The organism is Synechococcus sp. W65.1 (assembly GCF_047461615.1).
GTDB lineage: Bacteria > Cyanobacteriota > Cyanobacteriia > Thermostichales > Thermostichaceae > Thermostichus.
On the sequence record NZ_JANSHI010000008.1, the window covers coordinates 72,155 to 94,788 of the forward strand.

Genomic DNA, 22,634 nt, shown 5'->3' on the forward strand with positions numbered 1-22,634 from the left:
TTAGGATAGGGGCAGAAGGGCGAGGGATCCATGAACAAGTGGCGGCTTTGGCAGCAACAACAAGCAGAGGGTTTCACCCTCATTGAAGTCTTGGCTTCGGTAGTCCTCGTGGCCCTGGCCATGGCTGCCCTGGCCCCTACCCTCACGGTGATTGCCTACCGGCGTGCCATGAGCGAGCGGGTGGAGCTGGCCAACCGCCTGGCCCAGGAGGAGGTGGACCGCATCCGCACCCTGGTGGATATCGAGCTATCTGACGACCCTCGTGCTTTTCGGCATCCGGCTCAACTAGCCCGCCTGCCCAAGGTGGGAGCCAACCCGCTGGCAAATACCCCACCTCCTACCGATATGGACACAGATGGGAACAACTATTCCATTCGCGTGGCTCGGGTCCAAGTGCCGGGGCGTAACCCTGAAGAATACGTCATCCAAACCTTCCGCGACGCAGGGGCACCTTGCATCGACCGCCGTGAAAACAGGGTCATTGAGGGGGTGCCCTGCAGCTTTCGCATGGGGGTGAGGGTTTACCACCGCTTTTCTTTTGATCCAAACACTCGCCGAGCGCTGCCTGGCTTGAGGAGGGAGGTGGTTTCGGCTAACCAGAACTTGGCCAATGCCGATGTCTGGCTCTTTCCACTAGCCACCTCCTTTGTAGAAGTTAACCCTGCTGCCAACTTGGGGGATGTTTGCCGCGCCGTTTTGGCCGATGTTCAAGCCAGAGGTGGAACACCGACCAACAACTGCAATGCCTTCCCGCTGCCCAGCCCAAGCCCTACCTCGCTTTGAAGCGACGGGTAAGCTCCTCCTGCAGGCTCACAAAAAGGTGGTGTTTTCCTATGTTCAAGGTTTTTCGCCGCAGGGTTTACCAGAGTGCGGGGTTTACCCTCATTGAGCTGTTGGTCTCACTGCTGGTTGCCTCCATCTTTCTCCTGGCCACCGCGATGATTGTCATCGAGACGATGCGGCTGGATCGGGAAGAGACGGGCCGTACCCAGGTGCAGGCGGAGCTGACCCAGGCCATGGAATCTATCCAGCAGGATCTGGCAGAAGCTCTCTACATTTACAACGACACCGAACAGCCTAGCGGAGACGGGATCCCGGATGTCATTCAACGGCTCTACACGCCGGGCTGGATCCGCCGGCCCGATGACGCTATCCCGGTTGTTGCCTTTTGGAAGCTAGAGCCGATCCCGCAGGGATGTTACCGTACTCGGCGAGAGGACGGTACTCCGGGAGACCAAATCCCCAACTTGCAACAGATTCGAGAAGGCCGCGCCATCCTACCTGTCCAACCACCTCCTGAGTTCCCGCGCGATCAGAACGGTAGAAATGCGGATTGGGACACTCTTGTCAGCCGCCGCGGCATCTACACCCTGGTGGTGTACTACCTACGCCGCAACTACAACAACGCCGGCAACCCAACGGGGCGCACTCCCTGGGAAGGCAACGCGCGGATCGACCGTTTTGAGTTGCAACCCTTCAACACTGAGGGTCAAAATAACTGTGCTGGGCGCAGCCCATTCTTTAGGGTTGATCCCGATCCTTTCCAGGAGGGTTTTCTTGCCTGGCCCTCTCAGCAGGCTCTGCAAAGGCTCCAAGAGCCCCAGCAGCCTATTGCCGAGGCGGGCAATCGAGGCCCCCGCCTGACAACTCTAGTCTCCAACATCTTCAGCAGCCGGGAGGGAAGTCCGCAGGTTGCGCCCGCTTGCCCGCAGGGCTATGCCTTTGGTGGCGGCAGGCCCAACGGCGTCACCTTCCCAGGGCTGGGAGATAACGAAAACGACGTGGGCTTCTTTGTCTGCGTGCGGCAAAGCGTCGGCGCTGACCGACCGCAGGATGTGATCATCAACATCACCGCCACGGCCATGGAGCGGGCCAACCCTGGCCTTTTCCGTCGCTACATCCGAAATGCCACCAGCGTCGATATCTCAGAGGTGTCGCGCTACTTGCTGCCAATGCAAACACGGGTTCTTGCCCGCGGTGTTATCAACCGTCAGCTCTCCTAGGGGGAATGTCCACCATGTTGGCCTTGGAGAAAAAAGCAATTGGCCGAGCTCAGCCTTTTCGATCCCGGGGCTTTACGCTGACAGAAGTCCTAGCGGTGGTGGTCATCATCGGCATCCTGGCCGGGCTGGCGGTTCCTTCTGGGATCAACATCTGGGCGCGGATCCAACTGGAGGATGCCCAAAACAAGGTGGAGCGCGCCCTGCACACCGCCCGCACTAACGCCAAAGCCTCTCTCCAAGGTCGTGCTTGGGTGGTTGGGATCGACAATGCGGATCCAAGGGTTCCCACGCTAGTGATCCAAGACGAGGAAGGCCGTTGCGATGAGCCTACCCCCTGTCAGCGGGTGCGCCTGAATAACTTTGTAACGGTACGCAACAACTTCCCTGATGGCAGAGCTGTTTTCGACTCGGAAGGGCGAGCGCGTCAGCTAGGACGCTTTGTCGTCAGCAGCACCTACTCTCAGGGAGAAAACCGCTGCGTGGTGGTGAGCACTTTGATCGGCACTCTTCGCAAGGACAACAATCCGGAGTGTGGCAATGTAACCAGCGAGCCAGAGGAAGGATAGCTGGGGTAGGATGGTCAGGCCGTGGCTGAAAGGTTGCCAGGCTCCTGTCCTAAGCTGCCGTAGGTCATTGGCTATGCTTACCTCTTCCCCAACTCTTGAAGCTCCACAAAAAGCCTTCCCCTGGCAAACTCGGCAGCCGGCTCTGCTCGTGCTGGCCGATGGCACTTCCTTTGCCGGCTGGTCTTTTGGGGCGCCGGGCACGGCGGTGGGTGAGGTGGTGTTCAACACGGGCATGACCGGCTACCAGGAGGTGATGACCGATCCCAGCTACCGGGGGCAGATTGTGACCTTTACCTGCCCTGAGCTGGGAAACACCGGAGTCAATGAGCTGGATCAAGAATCGGCCCGGCCCCAGGTCGCGGGAGTGATTGCCCGCAACGTGTCTCGCCTAGCTAGCTCCTGGCGGGCCATGGGGACGCTGCCTGACTACCTCAAACAGCATGGAATCCCGGCCATTGCCGGGGTGGATACGCGGGCTTTGACGCGGCGGCTGCGCTCCCAGGGGGTGATGAATGGAGCTATTTCGACCGAGATCCTGGACCCGCAGGCGTTGCTGGAGCAGGTGCGCCAAGCCCCTTCCATGCAGGGGCTAAGCCTGGCGGCAGAGGTTACAACGCCCAAGCCTTACGAGTGGCTGGAGCCCACCCCTGCCGACTGGGACTATGGCCGCAGCCAAGGGATCCCGGTCCCAGATCCCCCCTTGCGGGTGGTGGCGCTAGATTTTGGCATCAAGCGCAATATCTTGCGCCGCCTAGCTCGCTACGGCTGCCGGGTGGTGGTGTTGCCGGCCCACGCCACTCCTGAGGAGATCTTGAGTTACAACCCCGACGGGATCCTTCTCTCCAACGGGCCTGGGGATCCGGCGGCAGAGACCGCGGCCATCCGCACCGCCCAGGCGCTGCTGCAAAGCGGGAAGCCCTTGTTTGGGATTTGCCTGGGCCACCAGATCCTCAGCCTAGCCCTCGGAGGATCCACCTACAAGCTCAAGTTTGGCCACCGCGGCCTCAACCATCCCTGTGGGCTAGAGCGGCAAGTGGAAATCACCAGCCAAAACCATGGGTTTGCAGTAGACGCTGCTTCGATCCCGGCTGAGGACGTGCAGATCACCTACCTCAACTTAAATGACCGCACGGTGGCCGGGATCCGCCACCGCCAGTTGCCCCTCTTTTCAGTGCAGTACCACCCAGAGGCCAGCCCCGGCCCTCACGATGCCGATCACCTCTTCCGCGAGTTTGTGGAGCTGATGCTGCAGCACCGCCGTTTAGCGGGATAGATGGGCTAGACGCAGAGCAAGGGCCTCGCGCGCTTCTTCCCGGTCGTCAAAGTGAATCTTCTCAGTGCCTAGGATCTGGTAGTCTTCGTGGCCTTTACCGGCAATGACCACCGTATCCCCTGGCTGAGCTTCGAGGATGGCTAGACGAATGGCCTGCCGCCGATCCACCTCCACGGCCCAGGGGGCTCCAGGGATCCCAGCCAAGATATCCTGCAAGATCCGCTGCGGATCTTCAGTGCGCGGGTTATCTGAGGTCACGATCACCTGATCTGCCCAGGTGGCGGCAATGCGGCCCATTTGCGGGCGCTTACCCCGGTCGCGATCCCCGCCACAGCCAAAGACGCAGATCAGCCGGCCTTGAACTTGCGGGCGCAGCGCCTTGAGCAGGTTTTCCAGCCCATCGGGGGTGTGGGCATAGTCCACGATTACCGTGATGTCCTGCCCTGGCAGGCTCACCCGCTCCATTCGCCCCGGTACTCCGGGAAAACGGGGCAAGGCCGACTGGATGGCCTCAGGGGGGATCCCCAAGTGCAGCGCTACCCCTACCGCCGCCAGCAAGTTGGAAAGGTTGAAGGATCCCACCAGGGGCGCCTCCACAGCAAAGCTGCCCATAGGGGTGTGCAGGGTTGCCTTGAGGCCGGTGGGATGTAGGTGAACTTGGCTGGGCCATAGGCCGGGGATCCCTTCTAGGGGCTTGAGGGAATAGGCCCAGGGCTCCAGAGAGGCTGAAATGGCTCCAAGCAGCCGCCGTCCGCCCGCGTCGTCGGCATTGACCACTGCCCGCCCCTGCAAATACTCTGGCCGGAAGAGGGTGGCCTTGGCCTGCCAGTAGTTCTCCATGCTGCCGTGGAAATCCAGGTGATCTTGGGTGAGGTTGGTCCAGACGGCAGCGGCAAAGGCACAGCCCCACGCCCGATCCTGGGCCAAAGCGTGAGAGCTCACCTCCATCACCGCCACCTCGGCGCCGGCTTCCTTGGCCTGTCTCAGGCTGCGCTGCAGCTCTAGGGGAAACAGGGTGGTGTGGGGTGTAACTTCATAGTGGCCTGGCCAGCGGTTGTAGAGGGTGCCCAGCAGGGCTACAGGACGGCCAGCAGCCTGCAGCAGGTGCTCGATGAGGTGGGTGGTGGTCGTCTTGCCGTTGGTGCCGGTTACCCCCACTAGGGTCAGTTGGCGAGCTGGAAAACCGTAGAAGGCTGCCGCCACCTGGGCCACGGCTTTGTTGAGGCCGACGCGAGGCAAAACCAGAAGGGGCTGACTCCCCCACTCAGCCTCTCCGCTAACCTTCTTCCAAGCCTCCCGGGAAAGAAGGGCCGCCACCGCTCCTCTAGTGAGCGCTTCCCCGACAAACTCGCCGCCATCGACGCGGGATCCCAGCATCCCCAAAAACAGATCCCCCGCCTGCACCTGGCGGGAATCGGCGCAGAGGCCTTTTACCCACACTCCTTCTAGGGATCCCTGGACCACTTGGGGTTGGATCCCGGCTTGTTCTAGCAATTGACCCAGACTTCTCATGCTTTTGCCACTCCCCACCGCTTTGCTGGTTAGGGTAGCTGCTAACTGCAGCCTAGGCCAGGGCCTCCTCCAGCTTTTGCTTAGCCCAGAGGGTAGCGTAGAGCCCCTGCGGGTCGGCCAGCAGCTCGGCATGGGATCCCTGCTGCACAATGCGACCTTTGTCCATGACCCAGATTTGATCTGCCTCCACCGCCACCGTGAGGCGATGGGTGATAAAGAGCACCGTCTTCTGAGCCGTGGCCTGGCGCAGGTGGCGAAGAATGGCCTGGGCGGTCTGGTTGTCCACGCTGGAGAGGCAGTCGTCCAAAATCAAAATTGGCGCGTCGACTAGCAAAGCTCGCGCCAGGGCCAGTCGCTGTCGTTGGCCGCCGGAGAGGGTAATGCCCCGCTCTCCCACCAGCGTGTCGTAGCCCTTGGGAAAGTTGAGGATCTCGGCGTGGATGTGGGCGGCTTTGGCGGCCCATTCCACTTCCCAGTCTTCAGCGTCCGGCTTGCCGTAGCGGATGTTGTCCCGAACCGTGGCGCTGAATAGAAAGCTCTCCTGGGGCACATAGGCGATGGCCCGGCGCAGGGATCTCAGTTGGATCCGGGTGATGTCCTGTCCGTCCAAAAACAGTTGCCCCGGCTGGATCTCCAGTAGGCGAGGAAGGGCATTGGCCAGGGTGGACTTGCCCGCCCCAATTGGCCCCACCACCGCCACCAGTTGGCCCGGCTCGAGACAAAAGTGCAGATCCTGTAGAGCTGGCGCTGGGGATCCCGTGTCGGTGTAGGCAAAAGTCAGACCCCTAGCCTCGATACGGCCCTGCACCTTCTCTAGAGGAAGGGGCAAAGCCTCCGGGGCATCGCGGATGGTGGGCTCTACCTGCAGCAAGGCATCGATCCGCTCCAGACTAACCTGGCCCCGCTGGTAGGCGGTAAGGGTAAAGCCCAGCAAAGCGGTGGGAAACACCAGCCGTTCTACGTAGAGGGTGAGCGCCGAGAAATCCCCAATCGTCAGCCGCCCCGCGGCAATCTGGGGCCCGCCCACGGTGAGCAGCAGCAACAGGCTGAGGCTAACCAAAGCCACCAGAGAAGGGAACAGCAGGTTGCGGGTGAGGGCCAAGCGCAAATTGGCCTGCAACAAGCGGTCGTTGCGGCGACGGAACTCCTGCTGCTCGTGCTCTTCCTGGGCATACACCTTGATCGAGGTGATGCCGTTTATGTCCTCCTGGATGAGATCGCTGAGATCCGCCAGCTCCTGCTGCACCTGAAGCTGCTCCTGCTGCAGGCGGTTGCTGCTTAACTTCACCAGCACCAGCATCACCGGAAACACCGACAGGGCCAGAGCGCTTAGACGCGGCTCAATAGCAAACATGGCCGGCAGCGTACTGCCGTAGGCAAAGATCGTGTTGGCCAAGTTAAGCAGGGCAAAGCCCAACAGGCGGCGGACATTTTCCACATCGCTGGTGATGCGGGTGAGGATGTCCCCGATGGTCTGCTGGGCAAAAAAATAGGAAGGCTGCAGGGTGAGCAAATGCTCGAAGATGGCCTGCTTGAGGCGAAACTCCACCTGCCGTCCTGCCCCAAACATCCACACCCGCGAGGCAATGCGAATAACCATCATCAGGGTGGAGACACCCAACACCACCAGGGCGTGGAGGGCGATGCGGCTGGGCGCCAGGGTGGCCAGGTTCTGGCTGAGATCGTCAACGGCCAGCTTGACATACCAGGGCAGGAACACCCCCAGGCTGTTGACCACCAGCAGGGAGGCAATGCCCAACACCACCTGCTGCCAGTGGGGGCGCAGATAGTGAAGCAACTGTTGCCAGTGGGATCTGGCCACTCAGGTGCTCCTCAAGCCTTTTCCCACTCTAGCGCTGGGCCGGATCCCCCCGGTAGGGATCAGGCTAGAACCTGGGCTGGGGCCTGCTGCGCCAAGAGTTCCACCTGCTGTCGCGCCCAGGCATCCACTGCCAGAATGTCCTCCAGGCTGGGATTGGCAATGACCTGATGCCGCTCGCACACCTGCTCCAAAAGGCGAGGGATATCCAGAAAGCGGATGCGCTCTTGCAGAAAGAGGTTCACCGCCGCCTCGTTGGCCGCATTCAACACCGCTGGCAGGGTTCCTCCTGCCCGCCCAGCAGCATAAGCCAGTTGTAGGCAGGGGTACTTGCGGTGATCCGGCGCCCTAAAGGTAAGAGATCCCAGCTTTACCAAATCCAGAGGCTCCCAGGGGGTGGAGAGGCGCTCCGGCCAACTGAGGCCGTAGAGAATGGGCAGGTGCATATCCGGCCAGCCCAACTGGGCCAGAACAGAAGTATCTGCCAGCTCGACCAAGGAGTGGACAATGCTCTGGGGGTGGATGAGGATCTCGATCCGGTCATAGTCCAGGCCAAACAGCCAGTGGGCCTCGATCACCTCCAGGCCCTTGTTCAGCAGGGTGGCTGAATCAATGGTGATCTTGCGCCCCATCACCCAGTTGGGGTGTTTGAGAGCATCGGCCAGCGTCGCCTGGTTCAGTTTCTCCACCGGCCAATCGCGAAAGGCTCCCCCTGAGGCGGTCAGCCAGATGCGGCGCAGGGATCCCGCTGGCACTCCCTGCAGACATTGAAAGATGGCCGAATGCTCCGAGTCCACGGGGATGAGCTTCACGCCGTGCTTTTGCACCAGGGGCAGCACCACCGGACCGCCTGCCACCAGGGTTTCTTTGTTGGCCAGGGCAATGTCCTTGCCGGCGCGGATGGCAGCCAGGGTGGGCAACAGGCCAGCACAGCCGACGATCCCCGCCACCACCCGCTGAGCCTCGGGGTGGGCCGCCACCTGACACAGCCCCTCCATTCCTGCCACTAGCTCTGGCAGAGGTTGCAGGCCGCTCAGCAGGGATCGCAGCTCCGGCAGCAGCTCCTCCCGCCCGATGGCTACAATTTGAGGCCGAAACCGCCGCACCTGCTCGGCCAGAAGAGTGACGTTGCTGTGGCTGCTCAAGCCAACAACCCGAAAGCGATCAGGATACTGGGCTACCAAGTCCAGGGTTTGGGTGCCGATGGAGCCGGTGGAGCCGAGCAGGGTGATGGCTTGCATACTTTAAGGATCCCTTTGCACCTAGCTAAAGAGCGTAACACTCTTTCAGCGCAGACTCACCCTCCTACAGCCTGCCCAAAGGGCGAACGGCCCCGCTTCGCGTTTGAGGATCCCTGCCTTATACCGGCTGCAGGGGATAGTGAGGCCCTTTTTTCCCGACTGCAGACCTTTCCTAACTCTTCATCGGTCGGCAGGGTATGCTTGGCTAGCATAGCCGGCTAGCCTTGCAGAATCTGACCATGCCTTATTCCTCCCGATTCCATCCCTTCTTTGGCCTAGCTCGCTCATGGTCTGTGCTCCTGGGGTTGGGTTTGGCTCTGAGCGTAAGTGCCTGTGGTGGTGGGGGTTCCAGTCGTCCCCTGCCGCCGCTTCCAGCCCCTCCTGCAGGGCGCATCGAGGGATCCCATTTCGACGATCTCAACGGCAATGGTCTGCGCGATCCAGGAGAGCCAGGGCTAGCAGGCATCACCACCTTTCTGGATTTGAACAGCAATGGACGCCTCAACCCAGGGGAACCCAGCACCGTCAGCGATGCCAACGGCAACTTTCGTTTCTCCAACTTGCCCCCTGGCACCTACCACGTCACTGCCCTTTTGCCGCCAGGGCGAGTGTTCACCACGCCGCGCCCAGGAGCGGGGCGGATTGTCGGTGGTAGGCCGGCTCAGCCGGGAGCCTTTCCCTGGATGGTGGCCTTGCTAGACGCGACTGAACCGGATCCTTTTCAGGCGCAGTTTTGCGGGGGATCCCTGATTGCCCCGGAGTGGGTGCTTACCGCCGCCCACTGCTTTTTCGACCCTCGAGGCGAGCCGGACGTGGATGTCCAAAGTCTGGATCTGCTGTTGGGTACCACCGTCTTGCAAATCGGTGCCGGCCAGCGAATTCGGGCTGCGCAAATTGTTATCCACCCCAACTACGACCCCCGACGAGGGCCAGAGGGGGGGAATGACATTGCCCTGGTGCGCCTCTCTCGGCCAGTGGCCCTGCCTACCCTGCCGCTGGTGCAGTCCAACCAAACCAACCTGACTGCCCCTGGTACTCTCGCCACCATCCTTGGCTGGGGAGCCACCTTCCCCCGCACTCTCGAGGAGGAGCCCAGCGGCTTTCCCAGGGCTCTACAGCAGGCCGAAGTTCCCCTCGTCAGCAACGAGGTGTGCAATGCTCCCCAGTCTTACAACGGCGTCATTCTAGACACCATGCTCTGCGCCGGTTTTCCTCAGGGGGGTGTGGATACTTGCAAGGGTGATAGCGGTGGGCCCTTGGTTGTTCCTACCAGCAGTGGCTTTGCCCTAGCCGGGATCACCAGCTTTGGCCAAGGTTGCGCCCAGCCCAATTTCTATGGGGTGTATACACGGGTATCCAGCTTTGTCGGGTTTGTGGAATCGGTAATTGGTGGTGCCCCCAGGCCAACACCGCTACCAATGCCTTCCCCTTCTCCCCGGGAGGGAGCGACAGCCTCCGTGACGGTGAACTTACGGGAGGGGGAGGTAGTTTCTGGGATTACCTTTGGCAGCCGTGCCCAGTAGTCGCCATCGGGTGGCAAGAGATAGTTTAGGATAGAGATCCCGACAACTTCAGTTAATTCAGGAAGGAGACGATCTCTCTATGACCCAGGTGACAATCGGCGAAAACGAAGGGATTGAGTCGGCGCTGCGTCGCTTTAAGCGCCAAGTTGCCAAGGCGGGCATTTTGCGGGATCTGCGCAACCATCGGCACTTTGAAAGCAGCCTGGAAAAGCGCAAGCGGAAAGCAGTAGCAGCCCGTCGCAATCGCCGTAAAGCTGCCAATTGACAACTTGCCTCAGAGCTGCAATCGAGAACAAAGCTCCCCCTCTCTTACCTGGAGGTACCCGGAGGAAGACTGTCATGGCAAAGGAAGGAATCGAGGGGGAAAGCTGGGCAAAACGACTGCGCAACGGCCTGGTTGCCGCCATAGCCGTGCTTTTGGCAGCAGGTCTGTTTTTGGCCAACCAAGCGCGTCAGGCTGGCACGAGCTTGGCAACGCTGGCGGCAGAGGCTGTGCCTTGGGAGGAAGCGCAGGCCAACGGCAAGCCTTCCCTAGTGGAGTTTTATGCCGACTGGTGCATCACCTGCCGCTCCATGGCGCCTCTTCTGGCCAACCTGAAGAGGGAATTTGCCCAGCAAATTAACTTCGTCATGCTCAATGTGGACAACCCCAAGTGGCTGCCGGAGCTGAGCCGCTATCGGGTTAACGGAATCCCTCACTTTCTCTTCTTGGACAGCCAAGGGGAAGTGGTGGGATCGGCCATTGGAGAACAGCCAGCTTCGGTTTTGCGGGCCAACTTGCTGGCTCTGGCAGCCGGGGATCCCTTGCCGCTGAACCAGCCTGGGCCAGTGTCTGCCCTGCAGCCGGGTGGGCCTGGCCTCCCCGCTCAGCCGGATCCGCGCATCCATGGCTAGGACTTGGGCGGGTGACTTGCCTACGCCAGATTTTGCCTGGCTGGATCCCTTGATTCGCCACTTTCAACTAGGGGAGCCCGAGCTGCTCGAAACCCTCGGTGGGGGCCTTGTTCACCAAACCTGGAAGCTCAAGACAGGCCAGGGATCCTTCGTTGTCCAGCACCTCCACCCCCAATTTGACCCGGCGGTTACCGAAGATGGCCAGGCCATTGGCTCTTGGCTACGGCAGCAGGGCTTTCCGGTTCCCCAATTCCGCCGCGCTTGCGATGGCTCCCTGCACCTAAGCTGGGGGGGAGGGCTGTGGCGGGTTATGGACTGCCTGCCGGGCTCCTCCTACTCAACTCCTCCTGCCTGGAGCTATCTGGAACAAGCAGGGGCGGCAGTTGGGCGCCTACATCGCCTTTTGGCCGGATGGCACTACTCTTTTCGCTTTCAGATCCCACATTTTCACGACACGGCCTATTTTTGGCAGCAGCTCTGCCAGCGCAGCCCCGACCCAGAAATAAGGGCAGAGTGGCAATTTTTTGTCGAGACCGTGCCCAGGTTGCTTTTGCCGCCAGGACTTCCGACTCAGATTATCCATGCCGATCTCAAATTCAACAACTTTTTGTTTGACGAAAGGGGAAAATTTGCCGGCCTGGTGGATCTCGACACCTTTATGGACCACAACCTGTACGTTGAGCTAGGAGATGCCTTGCGCTCCTGGGGCCGGAGAGGGGAGGCCGTTGAGGCCGAGGCAATCCTAGCAGGGCTGCGCGGCTACGCCCAAACCGGCAACCTGCGCGCTCTGCAGCCAGAGCTCCTTCTGCAAGGGATCCAGTTGATGACGCTGGAGTTGGGGATGCGCTTTTTGCTGGATTGGTTCGAGGACTGCTACTGGAATTGGGATCCGCAGCGGTACGCCAGTCGCCGGGATCACAACCTCGCCCGCTGCCGGCGGCAGATCCGCCTCTACCAGCACCTAACCCAGATAGCACCCCAACTGTTGGAGTCCATATACGCCCTTGCTTCAGGAGAGGGAAATTGGTTAAGTTAGGGGCAACTTCCTCTTCTTTGCGTGGCTTTTATGAGCACCATTCAACTTCCCCGCTGGCTGGAATTGGCTCTGCCCTTCTTTCACCCGGTGCTGATGATCTTGGCCTCTGCCCTAGCTCTCTATACTCTCTATCTGGGTCTCCAGGTGCGGCGGCTGCGCACCGCCTCGGCGGAAGAGCGCAAGGAGTTGATTAAGGGCAAGTTTGGCCAGCGGCATTTCCTGGCGGGATCTCTCTTCTTGCTGTTGATGGTGTTTGGGGCCCTGGGAGGCATGGCCGTGACCTACATTAGAAGCCACAAGCTGTTTGTTGGGCCCCACCTGCTGGCCGGCCTGGGCATTGTAGCCCTGGTAACCACCTCTGCCGCTTTGGCACCCCTGATGAAGGATGGCCAAAAAGTCTGGGCCCGCAATGTCCACCTGCTGCTCAATGTGGTGATCTTGGGGATCCTGGGCTGGCAGGCGGTAACTGGCTTTCAAATTGTGCAGCGCATCGTCAACCAGATGCTAGCCTCTCCTCAGGTAACCTAGCCCTTTTCCAGCCAAGGGCAGGGAAGGCGTCTATGCCCCAGTGGACGCTATCTCGAATAAGGCTTCTTTCCCAGGTACTTAGCCCTAGCAAGCGGTTCTCCCATGCCCGGTAGCCTCCTTCCCAGTTGGGTCAAGCGCTCTATCGGCAAGGCCAGCGATATCTCGGCAGTTCAGCGGGTGATCAAGCAGCGGGGACTGCACACCATCTGCGAGGAGGGACGCTGCCCCAATCGGGCCGAGTGCTACAGCCAAAGGACTGCCACCTTTCTGCTGATGGGCGGGATCTGCACCCGCGCCTGTTCTTTCTGTCAAGTGGCCAGCGGACGGCCTGCTCCCCTCGACCCGGAAGAGCCGGAAAAGGTGGCCGAAGCGGTGGAGCTGCTGGGGCTGCGCTATGTAGTGCTTACCTCGGTGGCCCGCGATGACCTGCCCGACCAGGGATCTGGTCGCTTCGTGGAGGTGATGGAGGCTATCCGGCGGCGCTGTCCTGGGATCCAGATCGAGGTGCTTACCCCTGACTTTCGGGGGGATCGCGACTGCATTGCCCGGGTGGTGGCGGCCAGGCCGGCCTGCTACAACCACAACATTGAGACGGTGCGGCGGCTGTCGCAGGCAGTGCGGCGCAGTTCTGGCTACGACCTATCCCTGCGGGTTTTGCAAACTGTGAAGGAGCTGGATCCCAACCTGCCCACCAAGTCCGGCCTCATGCTAGGGCACGGGGAGACCCGCGAAGAAGTGTTGGAGACATTTCGGGATCTGTTGGCAGTGGGGTGCGAGCGGCTCACCCTGGGGCAGTACCTACAGCCTTCCTTGGCCCACCGCCCAGTGCAGCGCTACTGGACGCCAGAGGAGTTTGCTGAGCTGGGCGAGATTGCCCGCCAGATGGGGTTTCGCCAGGTGCGCTCTGGGCCCTTGGTGCGCAGCTCCTACCACGCTGCCGAGATGGGGCAGGACTAGGCCCCCTAGACCTTGGCAGCTAGCTCCTTGCTGCCCACGAGATCCCGCAGGACGGCCCCCAGGCCAAACCCTTCGCTGACCCAGCGGCTCAGCAGGGGCGGCGTCAGGGATCCCAGACGGTATAGGCTTGCCCCTGCCACCACTCCCGCCAGGAGACCGTTGCCCCAACTGCCTCCCAGCCAGGTGCCCAGCCCTTCGGCCAACAGCAGCAGCATTCCATTAAGCAGCAGCGGTCGCCCCAAGTCCTCTAGAGCCCTGCGGAGGGATCCCCAGGGCAGGCGCAGCCGCATCCCCAAGCCCAACAGCCACAGACTATCCAGGAGGGGCGCAAGCAGCAGATCCAAGCCCAGGGGCGCTAAGCCCACGGCAACCCCCTTGCCAAGGGCGCAGGCTGTACCCCACTGCTCCAGATGGCGAGCGTGATACTGCCACTGCTTCTGCCAAAGCTGAGCCTGGAGGCGCTCCAGCCGCTTCAGCCCATTGAGGGCCAGGAGGGACTCCGCCTCCGTCTGCAAAATCTCCACAATTTGGCCTTGCAGAGCTTCGATCTGGGGGGCAGGTCGCTCCCAGTCCAGGGTGACGCGGCCATCTGGCCAGTGGGTGCGGACTTTCTGGGGTTTTGGGCAAGCGGACACTGTCAGGATCTCCTGCGGCGACACCCAGCCCAGGTGGCGGCTAATTTGTTCGCGAATTGCCTGCAGCTCCGCCTCCGAGTAGAGATCGCACTTATTCAACACCAGCAGGAGGGGCTTGTGCAGGGTGCGCAACTCCAGTAGCGCCTGGTACTCCAGCTGGGTCAAGTCGCCGGCGATTACAAACAGGATCAAGTCCGCCGCCCGGGCCACCTCCCAGGCCAACTGTTCGCGCGCTTCTCCGTTGACCTCGTTTAAGCCAGGCGTATCGATGAGCCGCACTTGCCAAGGGATCCCTGGCCCCGGTCGCCACAGCAGCGATTGCGGCTTTTGAGTCACGCCATTTAGGGGCCCCACTTCCAGCCGAGCCTCGCCAACTAGGGCATTCACGACTGCTGACTTGCCGCGGTTGACCAGCCCAAACACGGCAATGGAAAATAACCGCGCCCTCAGTCGCCTGCGCAGAGCAGACAGAGCCTTCAGCTCCGGCTGCAGGTCGGGACGCTTGGCCAGCGGTTGCCAGTGATCCCAGCAGCGCTGAAAAACCGTTTCGGCTTGGGCTAGGGGAGTGGTCATCGACAGAAAATCACTCCAAAGGGAATTGGCCACTGCGGCCCACCTTCCCCCCAGCGAAGGGAAGTTAGGTGGGATCGGCCACTTGGAGAATGGGGCATGATTATTTGTAGCGTCAACACTCCCCAAGTGGCTCGAGGAGCTTTCTGTATGCTCTACCGCTTTCCCAAGTCCCTACGCTGGCTGCGGCTGGGGGGATCCCATCGCTCCAAGCAAGAACGCCAGATCGTGCGCAGCCTACTAGCCTTTGCTGGGGCCCTGCTGGCCGTGGACATTCTGCTTTTAGGTGCTCTCCACTAGGGCATTTCCCTGTTTCTTGGAAAGAAGCGCTATCATGGAAGTCCACGGGTTAAACTCCCCCGAGAGCTTTGTAACTCCTACGAGGCAGGTCGGATGGATTGGGTAGAAAAGGTTCTCGAAAAGATCCGCGAGTGGGTGGAACGTGTCATTGACGCTTTGCTGGGAAGTCCTCAGCCCCAACCTGCACCCATTCCGGTAGAAAATGGATCCCCTCGTCGTCGTTAATCCGACCGCCCTAGCCACCAGCGGCGAGCTTTTGAGCATCTTGGTGTTGCACGGCCCCAACCTTAACCTACTGGGGGAGCGGGAGGTCAGCATCTACGGCTCAGTTTCCCTGGAGCAGGTGGATCAGGCTCTGCATCGGCAAGCAGAGCTGCTGGGGGTAAAGCTGGAGATCCTCCAGTCCAACCATGAGGGAGTGCTCATCGACGCCATTCACCGCGCTCGCCAGCAGCATGCCGGCATTTTGATCAACCCAGGCGCCTATACCCACACCAGCATTGCTCTGCGCGACGCCATTGCCGCTGTGGGATTGCCTACTGTAGAAGTTCACCTAAGCAACATCTACCGCCGCGAGCCTTTCCGCCAGCACTCCTACATCGCGGCTGTAGCCCTTGGGCAAATCAGCGGATTTGGGGCCCATAGCTACTTGCTAGGACTACAGGCGCTCGTGCAACACCTGCGGATGCCAGCAGCCTAGCTAACTTGGTTGGAGAAGCAGGTGAGCCTTCTTTTGGCTATCCTACGCGATAGCCAGGCTCAACTCATTGACCCCCATGCTGACGTTACAAGCTGTGGCCGAGCTGCTGCAAACCCCTCTGCAAGGGGATCCCCAGCTGTTGAGCTGGCCGGTTCAGACCCTCTGCACCGACAGCCGCCGCTTGCAGCCGGGATCGATCTTTGTTGCCCTCAAGGGAGAGCGCTTTGACGGGCACGATTTCATTCCCCACGCCATGAGCAAAGGGGCCATTGCTGTCATCAGCCAGCAGCCGGTGGCTGCACCTCACTTTCGGGTTCCAGATACCCTAGCTGCCTACCAGCGCCTAGCCAGAGCCTGGCGGGAGCAGTTTGCCATTCCCGTGGTGGCCATCACCGGCTCAGTGGGCAAGACCACGACCAAGGAAATGCTGGCGGCTGCCCTCTCCCGCTACGGCAGCGTTCTCAAAAGCGAAGCCAACCACAACAACGACATTGGCGTGGCCCAGACACTGCTGCAGATGCGACCTGAGCACCAGTTTGCCGTGCTGGAAATGGCCATGCGCGGCCCCGGCGAAATTCGCCGCCTGGCCCAGACGGCTCAGCCTACCCACGCCTTGATTACCCATATCGGCACTGCCCACATCGGCAGACTGGGATCCCGCGAGGCCATTGCCGCCGCCAAGTGCGAGCTGCTGCAAGAGCTAGGCCAAGGGGGAGTGGCTCTGCTCAACGGTGAGGATCCCTTGCTGCTGGCCACTGCCGCCAGGGTGTGGTCGGGGCCAACCCTCACCTACGGCCTTGACCAGGGTGAGCTGCGAGGGCAGTGGGATCCGCAGGCGCAGACGGTTACCGTGGAGGGCTTGACCTTGCCGGTGCCCCTGCCAGGCAGGCACCATGCCCTCAACTGGATGGGGGTGCTGGCCGCTGTGCGCAGCTTGGGGTTGGATTGGGAACGCTTGCGAGAGCCTATCCTCTTGCCCACGCCCCTGGAGGGGCGTAACCGCCACCTCAAGCTGGCAGGAGATGTGGAAATTTGGGATGAGACCTACAATGCCTCGCCAGAGGCCATGATCGCGGCTCTCCAGCTTCTGGCCCAAACCCCCGGAAAACGGCGCTGGGCCATTCTCGGCCCCATGCGGGAGCTGGGGGAGCATGCCCCTTACCTTTACGCAGAGGTGGGGCGCGCTGCTGCCCCTTTGGGGTTGGAGCGGCTTTTGCTTTTGGATCCCGAGGGGGAAATGCAGCCGCTCATTGAGCAGAGGCCAGCGGCTCAGGTAGAGCGCTGTAGGGACGAATCAACCCTATTGGAAATCTTGCTGCACCAGGTGCAGGCGGGGGATCGGCTGCTATTTAAAGCAGCGCGAGCCATTCAGTTAGAGCGGGTGCTGCAGCGCTTTTTGCAGGCCTGGCAGGCCTACGCTAAGCTAGGAAATAGCCGCTAGCCAGACTCACCCCCCCGCTTGAGGGGAGCAGTTTCGATTTTTTCCCTTTGCCTGGACAGTATGTACTACCACAACCCTTCTCTGCGGGAGGAGCCGCGGGATCAACCTCCGGTGCTCCTGCCCTCCAGAGGCGGCCTCTCTATCTTGGACTGGCTACGCCAGGAAGGTCGCTTGCTGGAACAGCCAATTGAAGTTCCTGAGATTACCCTAGACGACGATCTCGAGGAGATTGACGACTTGATCGGCGACGACTTCGTCGAGGACTTCGAGATGGAGGAAGAGGAGTAGGTCAGAGTCAGCTGGCGCTGCAAGGCTCTGGGCGGGGAGGATCAGGATAGAGCTAGGGGCGCTAAAGTAGAGTAAAGAAGGGGCGTTGGCCGAGCGGTTTAGGCAGCAAACTCATAATTTGCCTTACACAGGTTCGACTCCTGTACGCCCCACTGGCAAAGCGATCCCCCTGGCTGAAACTGACTCGCTGCGGCGTAGAAGCTCAAGCCTAGTGGGATCTTCACCTCCCTCCAACGCTCAGGCAAGGTGGCGGGGGCTCCGTATTGGGACTGGAGCTGGCTGAGAAATTGTTCCTGCCAGGCACGCAAGTCAGCCAAAGGGGCGCCGCTGTTCATCAGGGCAAACCAAATGTCCCCCCTTTCGGTTGGCAAGACTCCCGCCAAGGTGCTGATGCCGCTGAGGGTGCCGGATTTGGCAATCATCCCCTCCGGCAACAGCCGCCGCTCCAACACTCCCCCATCTTGGCCGACGACAGCAAAAGCATCGGCTAGAGAAAGCCCTTGCTTTTCCAGAAGCAGTTGGATTGCCTGAAACAAAGCCACACTGGCCCGTGGAGAAATGCGGTTTTCCACTCCCAACCCCGAGCCGTTAACTAGCTGTAGCTCGGTAGGCGGGATCCCTGCGGCCTCACGGGCCAGTTGAGCCACCTGGTCTGCTCCCCCCACCGCCGTGGCCAACATCTCGGCCATGGAGTTGTTGCTGTAGAGATTCATCAGCTTGAGCAAGTGAATAAGGGGGGGCGACTCATGTCTGAGCAAAACTTGGGCGTTAGCTGGGATTTGCTGGGCAATCCGCACCGAGCCCAAGATCTCCACCTGGGGCTTGGGTGTGCCGGGAGGCAAGGTTTGAAACTGGATCTGGGCTTCTGGCGGCCAGCGCCGCGCATCCAGCCCCCGCTGCAGCAGAGCTCCCGAGCGAGCTACATCCAGGGAAAAGTTCATGTAAAAGCGGCCTACCACCACCAGATCCCCGCGCACTTGGCGGATCCCCCGGGCGTTGAGGGCGTTGCCCACCAAGAAGGCCTCTTCCCACACGAAAAAAGGATCCTCTCCTCCCAAAACCCAGAGATCCCCCTGCAAAACTCCCTTAGCGGTTAGGGGGCCAGTGGCCAACCAGGTGGTAACAAAGCGGTGCTGCGGGCCAAGCTGCTGCAAAGCAGCCAGGGTAGTGGCCACCTTAGTCAGCGAGGCGGCCGGCAGAGGGGTGGATCCCTGGTGCTGCCCCAAAACTTGGTCGCCTCTTTGCAGCCAAACCCCCTGCCCCCTAGGCGAAAACCCCCGCCTAGCTAACTGCGCTAGATGGATTTGCACCTGAGGTTGCAGGGATCCCGGCGAAGAGGGCAGCGCCCCTAGCCAGAGCCCTGCTGCTGAGAGCAGCCCAACCCCTGCTCTTACTCCGCGTCTCCACCGGCTCATCAACCCTCAAAGCGCCGCGAGGATAAATCCTTCAGCTGGGTAACTCCCAGCTGCTCTCTTCCCCAGACTCCACGTCGATGGTGCCAGGGGGCGTTTGCCGGTAGAAGTATCCATCGGCAACAAACAGGGGCTCGCCACAACTGGGACAAAAGAAGTGGCTGCCTTCAAGAGCTTGCGCCTCTGACCCACAGACCGGGCAGCGATCTGTCGTAATCCAGCGGCGGGCCCACCAGCGGAAGGCCAGCAGCACCAACAGCGGTAGAGAGAGCAAAAACAAAAGCAGGGATACCAAGCCAACCATCAGCCAGCCCAGGCCGAGCCCGGTTAGCAAAGCTGCCACGGCCAGGGATCCCAGCCAAAAACCCCAGCCAGTTAGAGAAATGGAATAGGTTTTGGGCTGCTCAAAGCGCATCTTTTTCCGCCTTCCTCAATACTTGCCAACACTGCTAGGACAGGCCTTTTCCTGAGCATGGTAGCCCAAACTTGCCGCCAGCAAGATGCTGCAAGAGTAGGCTAGCTCATCCTAGGGGGACAAGCTAGACCAGACGCTGCAACTGCTCCAGGAGGGAAAACTGCTGGCAGGGCTCTTAGGGAAGCTATCAGAAGCTATTATCAATTACAGAACTTATTGACGGTCACGGCCGCGTTGCCTAGGAGTGGAGGGGCAGGGTCATGGTCTATACGGAAGAAGCTTTCAAGGCGGAGCTAAACGCGAGGGGCTGGCGAGCCACTCGGCAACGGGAGATTATCCTACAGACCTTTCAAAACCTACCCGAGGGGACTCACCTGAGTGCCGAGGAGCTGCACAAGAAGTTGCAGGAAGAAGGCCATAAAGTTAGCCTCTCCACTATCTACCGCACTGTCAAGCTAATGACACGCATGGGCATTTTGCGGGAGCTGGAGCTGACGGAAGGTCACAAACACTACGAGATCAACCATCCGGCTCCCCGCCACCACCACCATTTGGTTTGCATTAAAACCAACAAGGTCATTGAGTTTAAAAACAATGCCATCCTCAGCATCAGCCAAAAGGTGGCGGAAAAATACGGCTTTAAGCTGCTCGATTGCCAGCTCACCATCATTGGCATTAGCCCCGAGGGACAGCGCTCGATTGTGTAGCCAAAAACTTCTAAGGCTGAGCTTTGCTTAGGTTGCTCTCCGACCTAGTGGAGCAGTGCTGCCGCTGGGAGGGGGATAAGCCACCTGTTGTTACCAACTCAGCCCGTTAGCCTTGGCCGTGGACACCGTCTGCAAGCTCAAACTGGGCACTTCAGTAGATCGTGGCGCCAGTGCCGGCGACCCGAGGCCAAACCGCCCTGGCAGCATTGCTCCTACCGGGTGCAGGGGAAGAGCCCATCTGCCACTCCTCTTCAGCGGCAAGCGCAGCCCACCGCTGGTGATCCTCTAGACCTAGGACAAACGGACACTGGTTGAGATCTTGCGGTACAAGCCGCACGCTGTGTAGCACAGCAAGTAGGGGAAGAATCCCCGCCCTTCAGGGCTGAGGAGAACGTCAACCCCCTACTGCGGGAGATGACTATGAACGAGCAGGAAGTGGCGCACTGGCTGGAGAGGGCCCTGGCCGATCTGCGCCTGAGAGTCCAAGTCAAGGCCCAGCCCCTCCAAGACAGCCCTGGGGACTATGCTTTGGTGGTCATGCTCAATCGCCCTGCCAATGCTGCCCTCAACTACGAGCAGCTAACCGCTTGGTTCCGGAAGGTTGTAGCTAGCCGCTACCCCCAAGTCAAGCGCTTAGCTCTCTACAGTCGCCCTATGGGTCAGCAGCAGGCTGACTGGAAGACGCAGGTGAGACTGGGGCCGGGGCTAACCACAGAAGGGACTCTGCAGCCAGATCTCAGCCACTACTGCTTTGTCCTAGACCGCCAGTTGCTCACTGCCGACCTGCCTCAACCCTCCAGCGTGGTGCGCCAGGCAGTCTTGGGTTTTCACGGCCTCACTTCTGGGCAAAAAGAGGAGGTGCTGCCCCTACTGCCCACCTTGTTTCGCAACCCCAGCGCTGTCTCCACGGTGACGCTGTCAGTGGAAGCATCTCTGTGGCTGGAACCTCTGAAGAGTCTTAGCCCCTATGAGCTGCGCCTGCTGAGCATTTGGCTAAGCCGCTACTGTTTCAGCCCTAGCCGCACCTTGGCTGATTTGGATCCCGCCGCCTCAGGCTGCAAAATCGGCCAGGCAAAACGCAACTATCGCGCTCCCCAAGGGGGGGTGGCGCTGGTTTTGGCCAGCTTTGCCGGCAACCTGACAGTGGCCGCAGGCCTGACCCTAGGCCTATTGTTTGGCATGGTGTTTGTGCTGGCCCTGGCTGTTTTCGGCACCCTGGAAGGAGGGCTCTCTTTCGGCTCTTTCCTTCTCGCCGTTTTGCTTGCCCTGGCCTTCAACGCCCTAGTCTTCTTTTTGTCCCCCTGGGTGATGGACTGGATCCAGCAGAGCCTCTACGGCACCCAGTGGGTGAGCTTGGGGGAAATTGAGTGCCGCAGCCCCGAAAGCGCGGAGGTGATTGAACGCGTCTGCCGGCAGCACAAGCTAAAGCAGCCGAAGCTGGGTCTGATCCCCGATCAAAACCCCACCACCTTCACCTATGGCAGCCTGCCCAATAACGCCCGCATTGTTGTCAGCGAGGGCCTATTTACCTACCTGGAAGATGAAGAGGTGGCCACGGTCTATGCCCACGAGCTGGGGCATGTTATCCACTGGGATTTCGCTGTCATGACCCTAGCTTCCACGCTATTGCAGCTCCTCTACCTTCTCTATGTCTATGTGCGCGATCGCGGGAGCAGTGAGGGCCGTAACCGCAGAGGGGGGAAAAACCTGGCTTTCCTGGCGCTGGTGGCCTACCTCTTCTACGTGGCTGGCTCCTATTTGGTGCTGTATCTGTCGCGGGTGCGGGAGTACTTTGCCGATTACTTTGCTGCCGAAACCACCGGCAACCCCAATGCCCTTGCACGGGCTCTGGTGAAAATTGCCTTGGGCATTGTTCAGGAGGGAGAGCGGGAGCAGGACGAGGAAACTCGTCGGCGCAGCACCCGCCTGTTGGAGGGGATGCGGGCCTTGGGGATCTACGACGCCAAGGCAGCAGGGACGGTGGGGACAGCCTACCGGCTTGCTTCGGATCCCAGCCAGGTGGGCAGGGTGTTTTTGTGGGATCCGTTTAACCCCTGGGCCTGGTGGATGGAGCTGAACTCCACCCATCCCCTCACCGGCAAGCGGGTGCGGGCGCTAGCCACCTATGCCGAGCAACTGGATCTGCCGGTGGAATTCGATATAGCCAGCGTGGTGGCCCAAGGCAAGCAGCTCAACCGCCAGCAGCTCTATGGCAGTTTCCTCCTGGACATGCTGCTGTTGAATGCCGAGTGGCTGGGAGCAATCTTGGGAATGGGGCTTGGGATCCCAGCTCTACAGGCAGGATCTTACGGCATGTTTGCCGGCCTGGCCCTGGCGGGAGCCAGCCTGGGCCTGCTGCTGAAGATGCCAGTGATGTACCCCAGCTTGGAGAACCCGCCGGCGTTGACGGTGTTGAAGGCGCTGAGCAACCCCTACACCAGCCCCTTGCGCGGGTTGCCAATGCAGTTGCAGGGGCGGGTAATTGGGCGGGGGAATCCGGGCTATCGCCTTGGCGCCGACCTCAAGTTCCAGGATGAGACGGGGATGATGTTCTTGCGCTACGCTTCCCGCTTTGGGCCACTGGGCAACTTCCTGTTTGGGGCCAGGCAGGCCGCAGGGCTGATTGGCAAAGAGGGAACAGTGGTCGGGTGGTTCCGGCGGGGGGTGGCTCCCTATCTGGATCTGTCCCGCTTCCAGAGCCGCTATGGCGAAGTGGTGACCAGCCACCCTCCTTTTGGGCAGGCGGTGCAGGTGGCACTGGGCTTGCTTGGTGCCCTGCTGTTGATGGCCTTTTCCCCTTTCTAGGGGGCCTGC

The 22,634-nt window shown here is 60.6% G+C and carries 22 protein-coding genes, 1 tRNA gene and 1 pseudogene; 18 read left to right on the forward strand and 6 right to left on the reverse strand.

The genetic code is table 11. The features are described 5' to 3' along the window. Positions 1–30 precede the first annotated feature (30 nt). The 4 genes from NW806_RS06130 (at position 31) to carA (ending at position 3,842) form a co-directional block, all read left to right on the forward strand. Positions 31–783 carry a prepilin-type N-terminal cleavage/methylation domain-containing protein gene (locus tag NW806_RS06130; RefSeq protein ID WP_414410409.1) on the forward strand — a complete coding sequence of 251 codons (753 nt, stop codon included), beginning with the start codon at positions 31–33 and terminating at the stop codon, positions 781–783. A gap of 50 nt (positions 784–833) precedes the next feature. After that, on the forward strand, positions 834–2,003 hold the full coding sequence (locus NW806_RS06135) for a type II secretion system protein J (RefSeq protein ID WP_414410410.1): 1,170 nt from the start codon (positions 834–836) through the stop codon (positions 2,001–2,003). Positions 2,004–2,008: 5 nt separating this feature from the next. After that, a complete protein-coding gene (locus NW806_RS06140) occupies positions 2,009–2,569 on the forward strand; it encodes a Tfp pilus assembly protein FimT/FimU (RefSeq protein WP_414410411.1) in 561 nt (186 codons plus the stop codon). 73 nt (positions 2,570–2,642) lie between these two features. After that, positions 2,643–3,842, forward strand: coding sequence for a glutamine-hydrolyzing carbamoyl-phosphate synthase small subunit (gene carA / locus NW806_RS06145; protein ID WP_414410412.1), 1,200 nt, complete (start codon positions 2,643–2,645; stop codon positions 3,840–3,842). Here the strand turns inward: carA and NW806_RS06150 are convergent. Genes NW806_RS06150 through NW806_RS06160 form a run of 3 tightly spaced genes read right to left on the reverse strand, consistent with a single transcriptional unit; the run spans position 3,831 to position 8,414 of the window. Further along, on the reverse strand, positions 3,831–5,354 hold the full coding sequence (locus NW806_RS06150; protein ID WP_414410413.1) for a UDP-N-acetylmuramoyl-L-alanyl-D-glutamate--2,6-diaminopimelate ligase: 1,524 nt from the start codon (positions 5,352–5,354) through the stop codon (positions 3,831–3,833). The two genes, carA and NW806_RS06150, sit on opposite strands and share 12 nt — an antisense overlap. Positions 5,355–5,406: 52 nt before the next feature. Beyond that, positions 5,407–7,176, reverse strand: coding sequence for an ABC transporter ATP-binding protein (locus tag NW806_RS06155; protein WP_414410414.1), 1,770 nt, complete (start codon positions 7,174–7,176; stop codon positions 5,407–5,409). A gap of 59 nt (positions 7,177–7,235) precedes the next feature. Then, complete coding sequence (locus NW806_RS06160) at positions 7,236–8,414, reverse strand: 1-deoxy-D-xylulose-5-phosphate reductoisomerase (protein WP_414410415.1); 1,179 nt, start codon at positions 8,412–8,414, stop codon at positions 7,236–7,238. Positions 8,415–8,725: 311 nt separating this feature from the next. Here NW806_RS06160 and NW806_RS06165 point away from each other — a divergent pair, with 311 nt between their 5' ends. The 6 genes from NW806_RS06165 (at position 8,726) to lipA (ending at position 13,352) form a co-directional block, all read left to right on the forward strand. Next, the gene (locus NW806_RS06165) at positions 8,726–9,937 is read left to right on the forward strand and encodes a trypsin-like serine protease (protein ID WP_414410416.1); all 1,212 of its coding nucleotides are present in this window, start codon (positions 8,726–8,728) and stop codon (positions 9,935–9,937) included. 79 nt (positions 9,938–10,016) lie between these two features. Continuing rightward, the gene (gene rpsU / locus NW806_RS06170; protein WP_414395804.1) at positions 10,017–10,202 is read left to right on the forward strand and encodes a 30S ribosomal protein S21; all 186 of its coding nucleotides are present in this window, start codon (positions 10,017–10,019) and stop codon (positions 10,200–10,202) included. Between the two features lie 74 nt (positions 10,203–10,276). Continuing rightward, positions 10,277–10,831, forward strand: coding sequence for a thioredoxin domain-containing protein (locus NW806_RS06175; RefSeq protein WP_414410417.1), 555 nt, complete (start codon positions 10,277–10,279; stop codon positions 10,829–10,831). Next, positions 10,824–11,867: a phosphotransferase enzyme family protein gene (locus tag NW806_RS06180; RefSeq protein WP_414410418.1), complete on the forward strand. Its 1,044-nt coding sequence runs from the start codon at positions 10,824–10,826 to the stop codon at positions 11,865–11,867. The genes NW806_RS06175 and NW806_RS06180 overlap by 8 nt, the downstream gene beginning before the upstream one ends. A gap of 30 nt (positions 11,868–11,897) precedes the next feature. Further along, positions 11,898–12,395: a DUF4079 domain-containing protein gene (locus NW806_RS06185; RefSeq protein ID WP_414395810.1), complete on the forward strand. Its 498-nt coding sequence runs from the start codon at positions 11,898–11,900 to the stop codon at positions 12,393–12,395. A 102-nt stretch (positions 12,396–12,497) separates the two neighbouring features. Beyond that, entirely contained in the window at positions 12,498–13,352 is an 855-nt protein-coding gene (gene lipA / locus NW806_RS06190) for a lipoyl synthase (protein WP_414410419.1), read from the forward strand. A 5-nt stretch (positions 13,353–13,357) separates the two neighbouring features. Here the strand turns inward: lipA and NW806_RS06195 are convergent, their stop codons facing one another. Beyond that, positions 13,358–14,560, reverse strand: a complete 1,203-nt coding sequence (locus tag NW806_RS06195; protein WP_414410420.1) for an Era-like GTP-binding protein — start codon at positions 14,558–14,560, stop codon at positions 13,358–13,360. Positions 14,561–14,656: 96 nt separating this feature from the next. Here NW806_RS06195 and NW806_RS06200 point away from each other — a divergent pair, with 96 nt between their 5' ends. The 6 genes from NW806_RS06200 to NW806_RS06225 all read left to right on the forward strand — a co-directional run bounded on the left by NW806_RS06200 (position 14,657) and on the right by NW806_RS06225 (position 17,438). After that, positions 14,657–14,857 carry a hypothetical protein gene (locus NW806_RS06200; protein ID WP_414405827.1) on the forward strand — a complete coding sequence of 67 codons (201 nt, stop codon included), beginning with the start codon at positions 14,657–14,659 and terminating at the stop codon, positions 14,855–14,857. Positions 14,858–14,950: 93 nt separating this feature from the next. After that, positions 14,951–15,082, forward strand: coding sequence for a hypothetical protein (locus NW806_RS06205; protein ID WP_414395819.1), 132 nt, complete (start codon positions 14,951–14,953; stop codon positions 15,080–15,082). Then, entirely contained in the window at positions 15,060–15,557 is a 498-nt protein-coding gene (gene aroQ, locus NW806_RS06210) for a type II 3-dehydroquinate dehydratase (protein ID WP_414405828.1), read from the forward strand. Before NW806_RS06205 ends, aroQ begins: the two co-directional genes overlap by 23 nt. A 76-nt stretch (positions 15,558–15,633) precedes the next feature. After that, positions 15,634–16,998 carry a UDP-N-acetylmuramoyl-tripeptide--D-alanyl-D-alanine ligase gene (locus NW806_RS06215; RefSeq protein WP_414410421.1) on the forward strand — a complete coding sequence of 455 codons (1,365 nt, stop codon included), beginning with the start codon at positions 15,634–15,636 and terminating at the stop codon, positions 16,996–16,998. Between the two features lie 60 nt (positions 16,999–17,058). Then, positions 17,059–17,286 carry a DUF3134 family protein gene (locus tag NW806_RS06220; protein WP_414410422.1) on the forward strand — a complete coding sequence of 76 codons (228 nt, stop codon included), beginning with the start codon at positions 17,059–17,061 and terminating at the stop codon, positions 17,284–17,286. A gap of 79 nt (positions 17,287–17,365) precedes the next feature. Next, a tRNA-Ile gene (locus NW806_RS06225) sits at positions 17,366–17,438 on the forward strand. Between the two features lie 147 nt (positions 17,439–17,585). On the opposite strand, the pseudogene NW806_RS06230 reads toward NW806_RS06225, so the two are convergent. Together NW806_RS06230 and NW806_RS06235 are read right to left on the reverse strand one after the other, a co-directional pair. Beyond that, positions 17,586–18,701 (reverse strand): annotated as a pseudogene (locus NW806_RS06230) (D-alanyl-D-alanine carboxypeptidase); the annotation flags it as partial. Positions 18,702–18,732: 31 nt separating this feature from the next. Further along, entirely contained in the window at positions 18,733–19,113 is a 381-nt protein-coding gene (locus NW806_RS06235; protein ID WP_414410423.1) for a hypothetical protein, read from the reverse strand. Positions 19,114–19,373: 260 nt separating this feature from the next. On the opposite strand from NW806_RS06235, the gene NW806_RS06240 reads away from it, so the two are divergent. Together NW806_RS06240 and NW806_RS06245 are read left to right on the forward strand one after the other, a co-directional pair. Next, positions 19,374–19,820: a Fur family transcriptional regulator gene (locus NW806_RS06240; RefSeq protein WP_414395828.1), complete on the forward strand. Its 447-nt coding sequence runs from the start codon at positions 19,374–19,376 to the stop codon at positions 19,818–19,820. A gap of 420 nt (positions 19,821–20,240) precedes the next feature. Continuing rightward, the gene (locus NW806_RS06245) at positions 20,241–22,625 is read left to right on the forward strand and encodes a M48 family metalloprotease (RefSeq protein ID WP_414410424.1); all 2,385 of its coding nucleotides are present in this window, start codon (positions 20,241–20,243) and stop codon (positions 22,623–22,625) included. The last annotated feature ends 9 nt before the right edge of the window (positions 22,626–22,634 follow it).

Bases quoted from the DNA above. Each gene is read 5' to 3' on its own strand.
- NW806_RS06135 (WP_414410410.1), top strand. From the start codon at position 834: ATGTTCAAGGTTTTTCGCCGCAGGGTTTACCAGAGTGCGGGGTTTACC.
- carA (WP_414410412.1), top strand. From the start codon at position 2,643: ATGCTTACCTCTTCCCCAACTCTTGAAGCTCCACAAAAAGCCTTCCCC.
- aroQ (WP_414405828.1), top strand. From the start codon at position 15,060: ATGGATCCCCTCGTCGTCGTTAATCCGACCGCCCTAGCCACCAGCGGC.
- NW806_RS06150 (WP_414410413.1), bottom strand. From the start codon at position 5,354: ATGAGAAGTCTGGGTCAATTGCTAGAACAAGCCGGGATCCAACCCCAA.
- NW806_RS06200 (WP_414405827.1), top strand. From the start codon at position 14,657: ATGATTATTTGTAGCGTCAACACTCCCCAAGTGGCTCGAGGAGCTTTC.
- NW806_RS06245 (WP_414410424.1), top strand. From the start codon at position 20,241: ATGAACGAGCAGGAAGTGGCGCACTGGCTGGAGAGGGCCCTGGCCGAT.
- NW806_RS06185 (WP_414395810.1), top strand. From the start codon at position 11,898: ATGAGCACCATTCAACTTCCCCGCTGGCTGGAATTGGCTCTGCCCTTC.
- rpsU (WP_414395804.1), top strand. From the start codon at position 10,017: ATGACCCAGGTGACAATCGGCGAAAACGAAGGGATTGAGTCGGCGCTG.
- NW806_RS06140 (WP_414410411.1), top strand. From the start codon at position 2,009: ATGTCCACCATGTTGGCCTTGGAGAAAAAAGCAATTGGCCGAGCTCAG.
- NW806_RS06235 (WP_414410423.1), bottom strand. From the start codon at position 19,113: ATGCGCTTTGAGCAGCCCAAAACCTATTCCATTTCTCTAACTGGCTGG.
- NW806_RS06160 (WP_414410415.1), bottom strand. From the start codon at position 8,414: ATGCAAGCCATCACCCTGCTCGGCTCCACCGGCTCCATCGGCACCCAA.
- NW806_RS06175 (WP_414410417.1), top strand. From the start codon at position 10,277: ATGGCAAAGGAAGGAATCGAGGGGGAAAGCTGGGCAAAACGACTGCGC.
- NW806_RS06240 (WP_414395828.1), top strand. From the start codon at position 19,374: ATGGTCTATACGGAAGAAGCTTTCAAGGCGGAGCTAAACGCGAGGGGC.
- NW806_RS06180 (WP_414410418.1), top strand. From the start codon at position 10,824: ATGGCTAGGACTTGGGCGGGTGACTTGCCTACGCCAGATTTTGCCTGG.
- NW806_RS06195 (WP_414410420.1), bottom strand. From the start codon at position 14,560: ATGACCACTCCCCTAGCCCAAGCCGAAACGGTTTTTCAGCGCTGCTGG.
- NW806_RS06130 (WP_414410409.1), top strand. From the start codon at position 31: ATGAACAAGTGGCGGCTTTGGCAGCAACAACAAGCAGAGGGTTTCACC.
- NW806_RS06215 (WP_414410421.1), top strand. From the start codon at position 15,634: ATGCTGACGTTACAAGCTGTGGCCGAGCTGCTGCAAACCCCTCTGCAA.
- NW806_RS06220 (WP_414410422.1), top strand. From the start codon at position 17,059: ATGTACTACCACAACCCTTCTCTGCGGGAGGAGCCGCGGGATCAACCT.
- lipA (WP_414410419.1), top strand. From the start codon at position 12,498: ATGCCCGGTAGCCTCCTTCCCAGTTGGGTCAAGCGCTCTATCGGCAAG.
- NW806_RS06205 (WP_414395819.1), top strand. From the start codon at position 14,951: ATGGATTGGGTAGAAAAGGTTCTCGAAAAGATCCGCGAGTGGGTGGAA.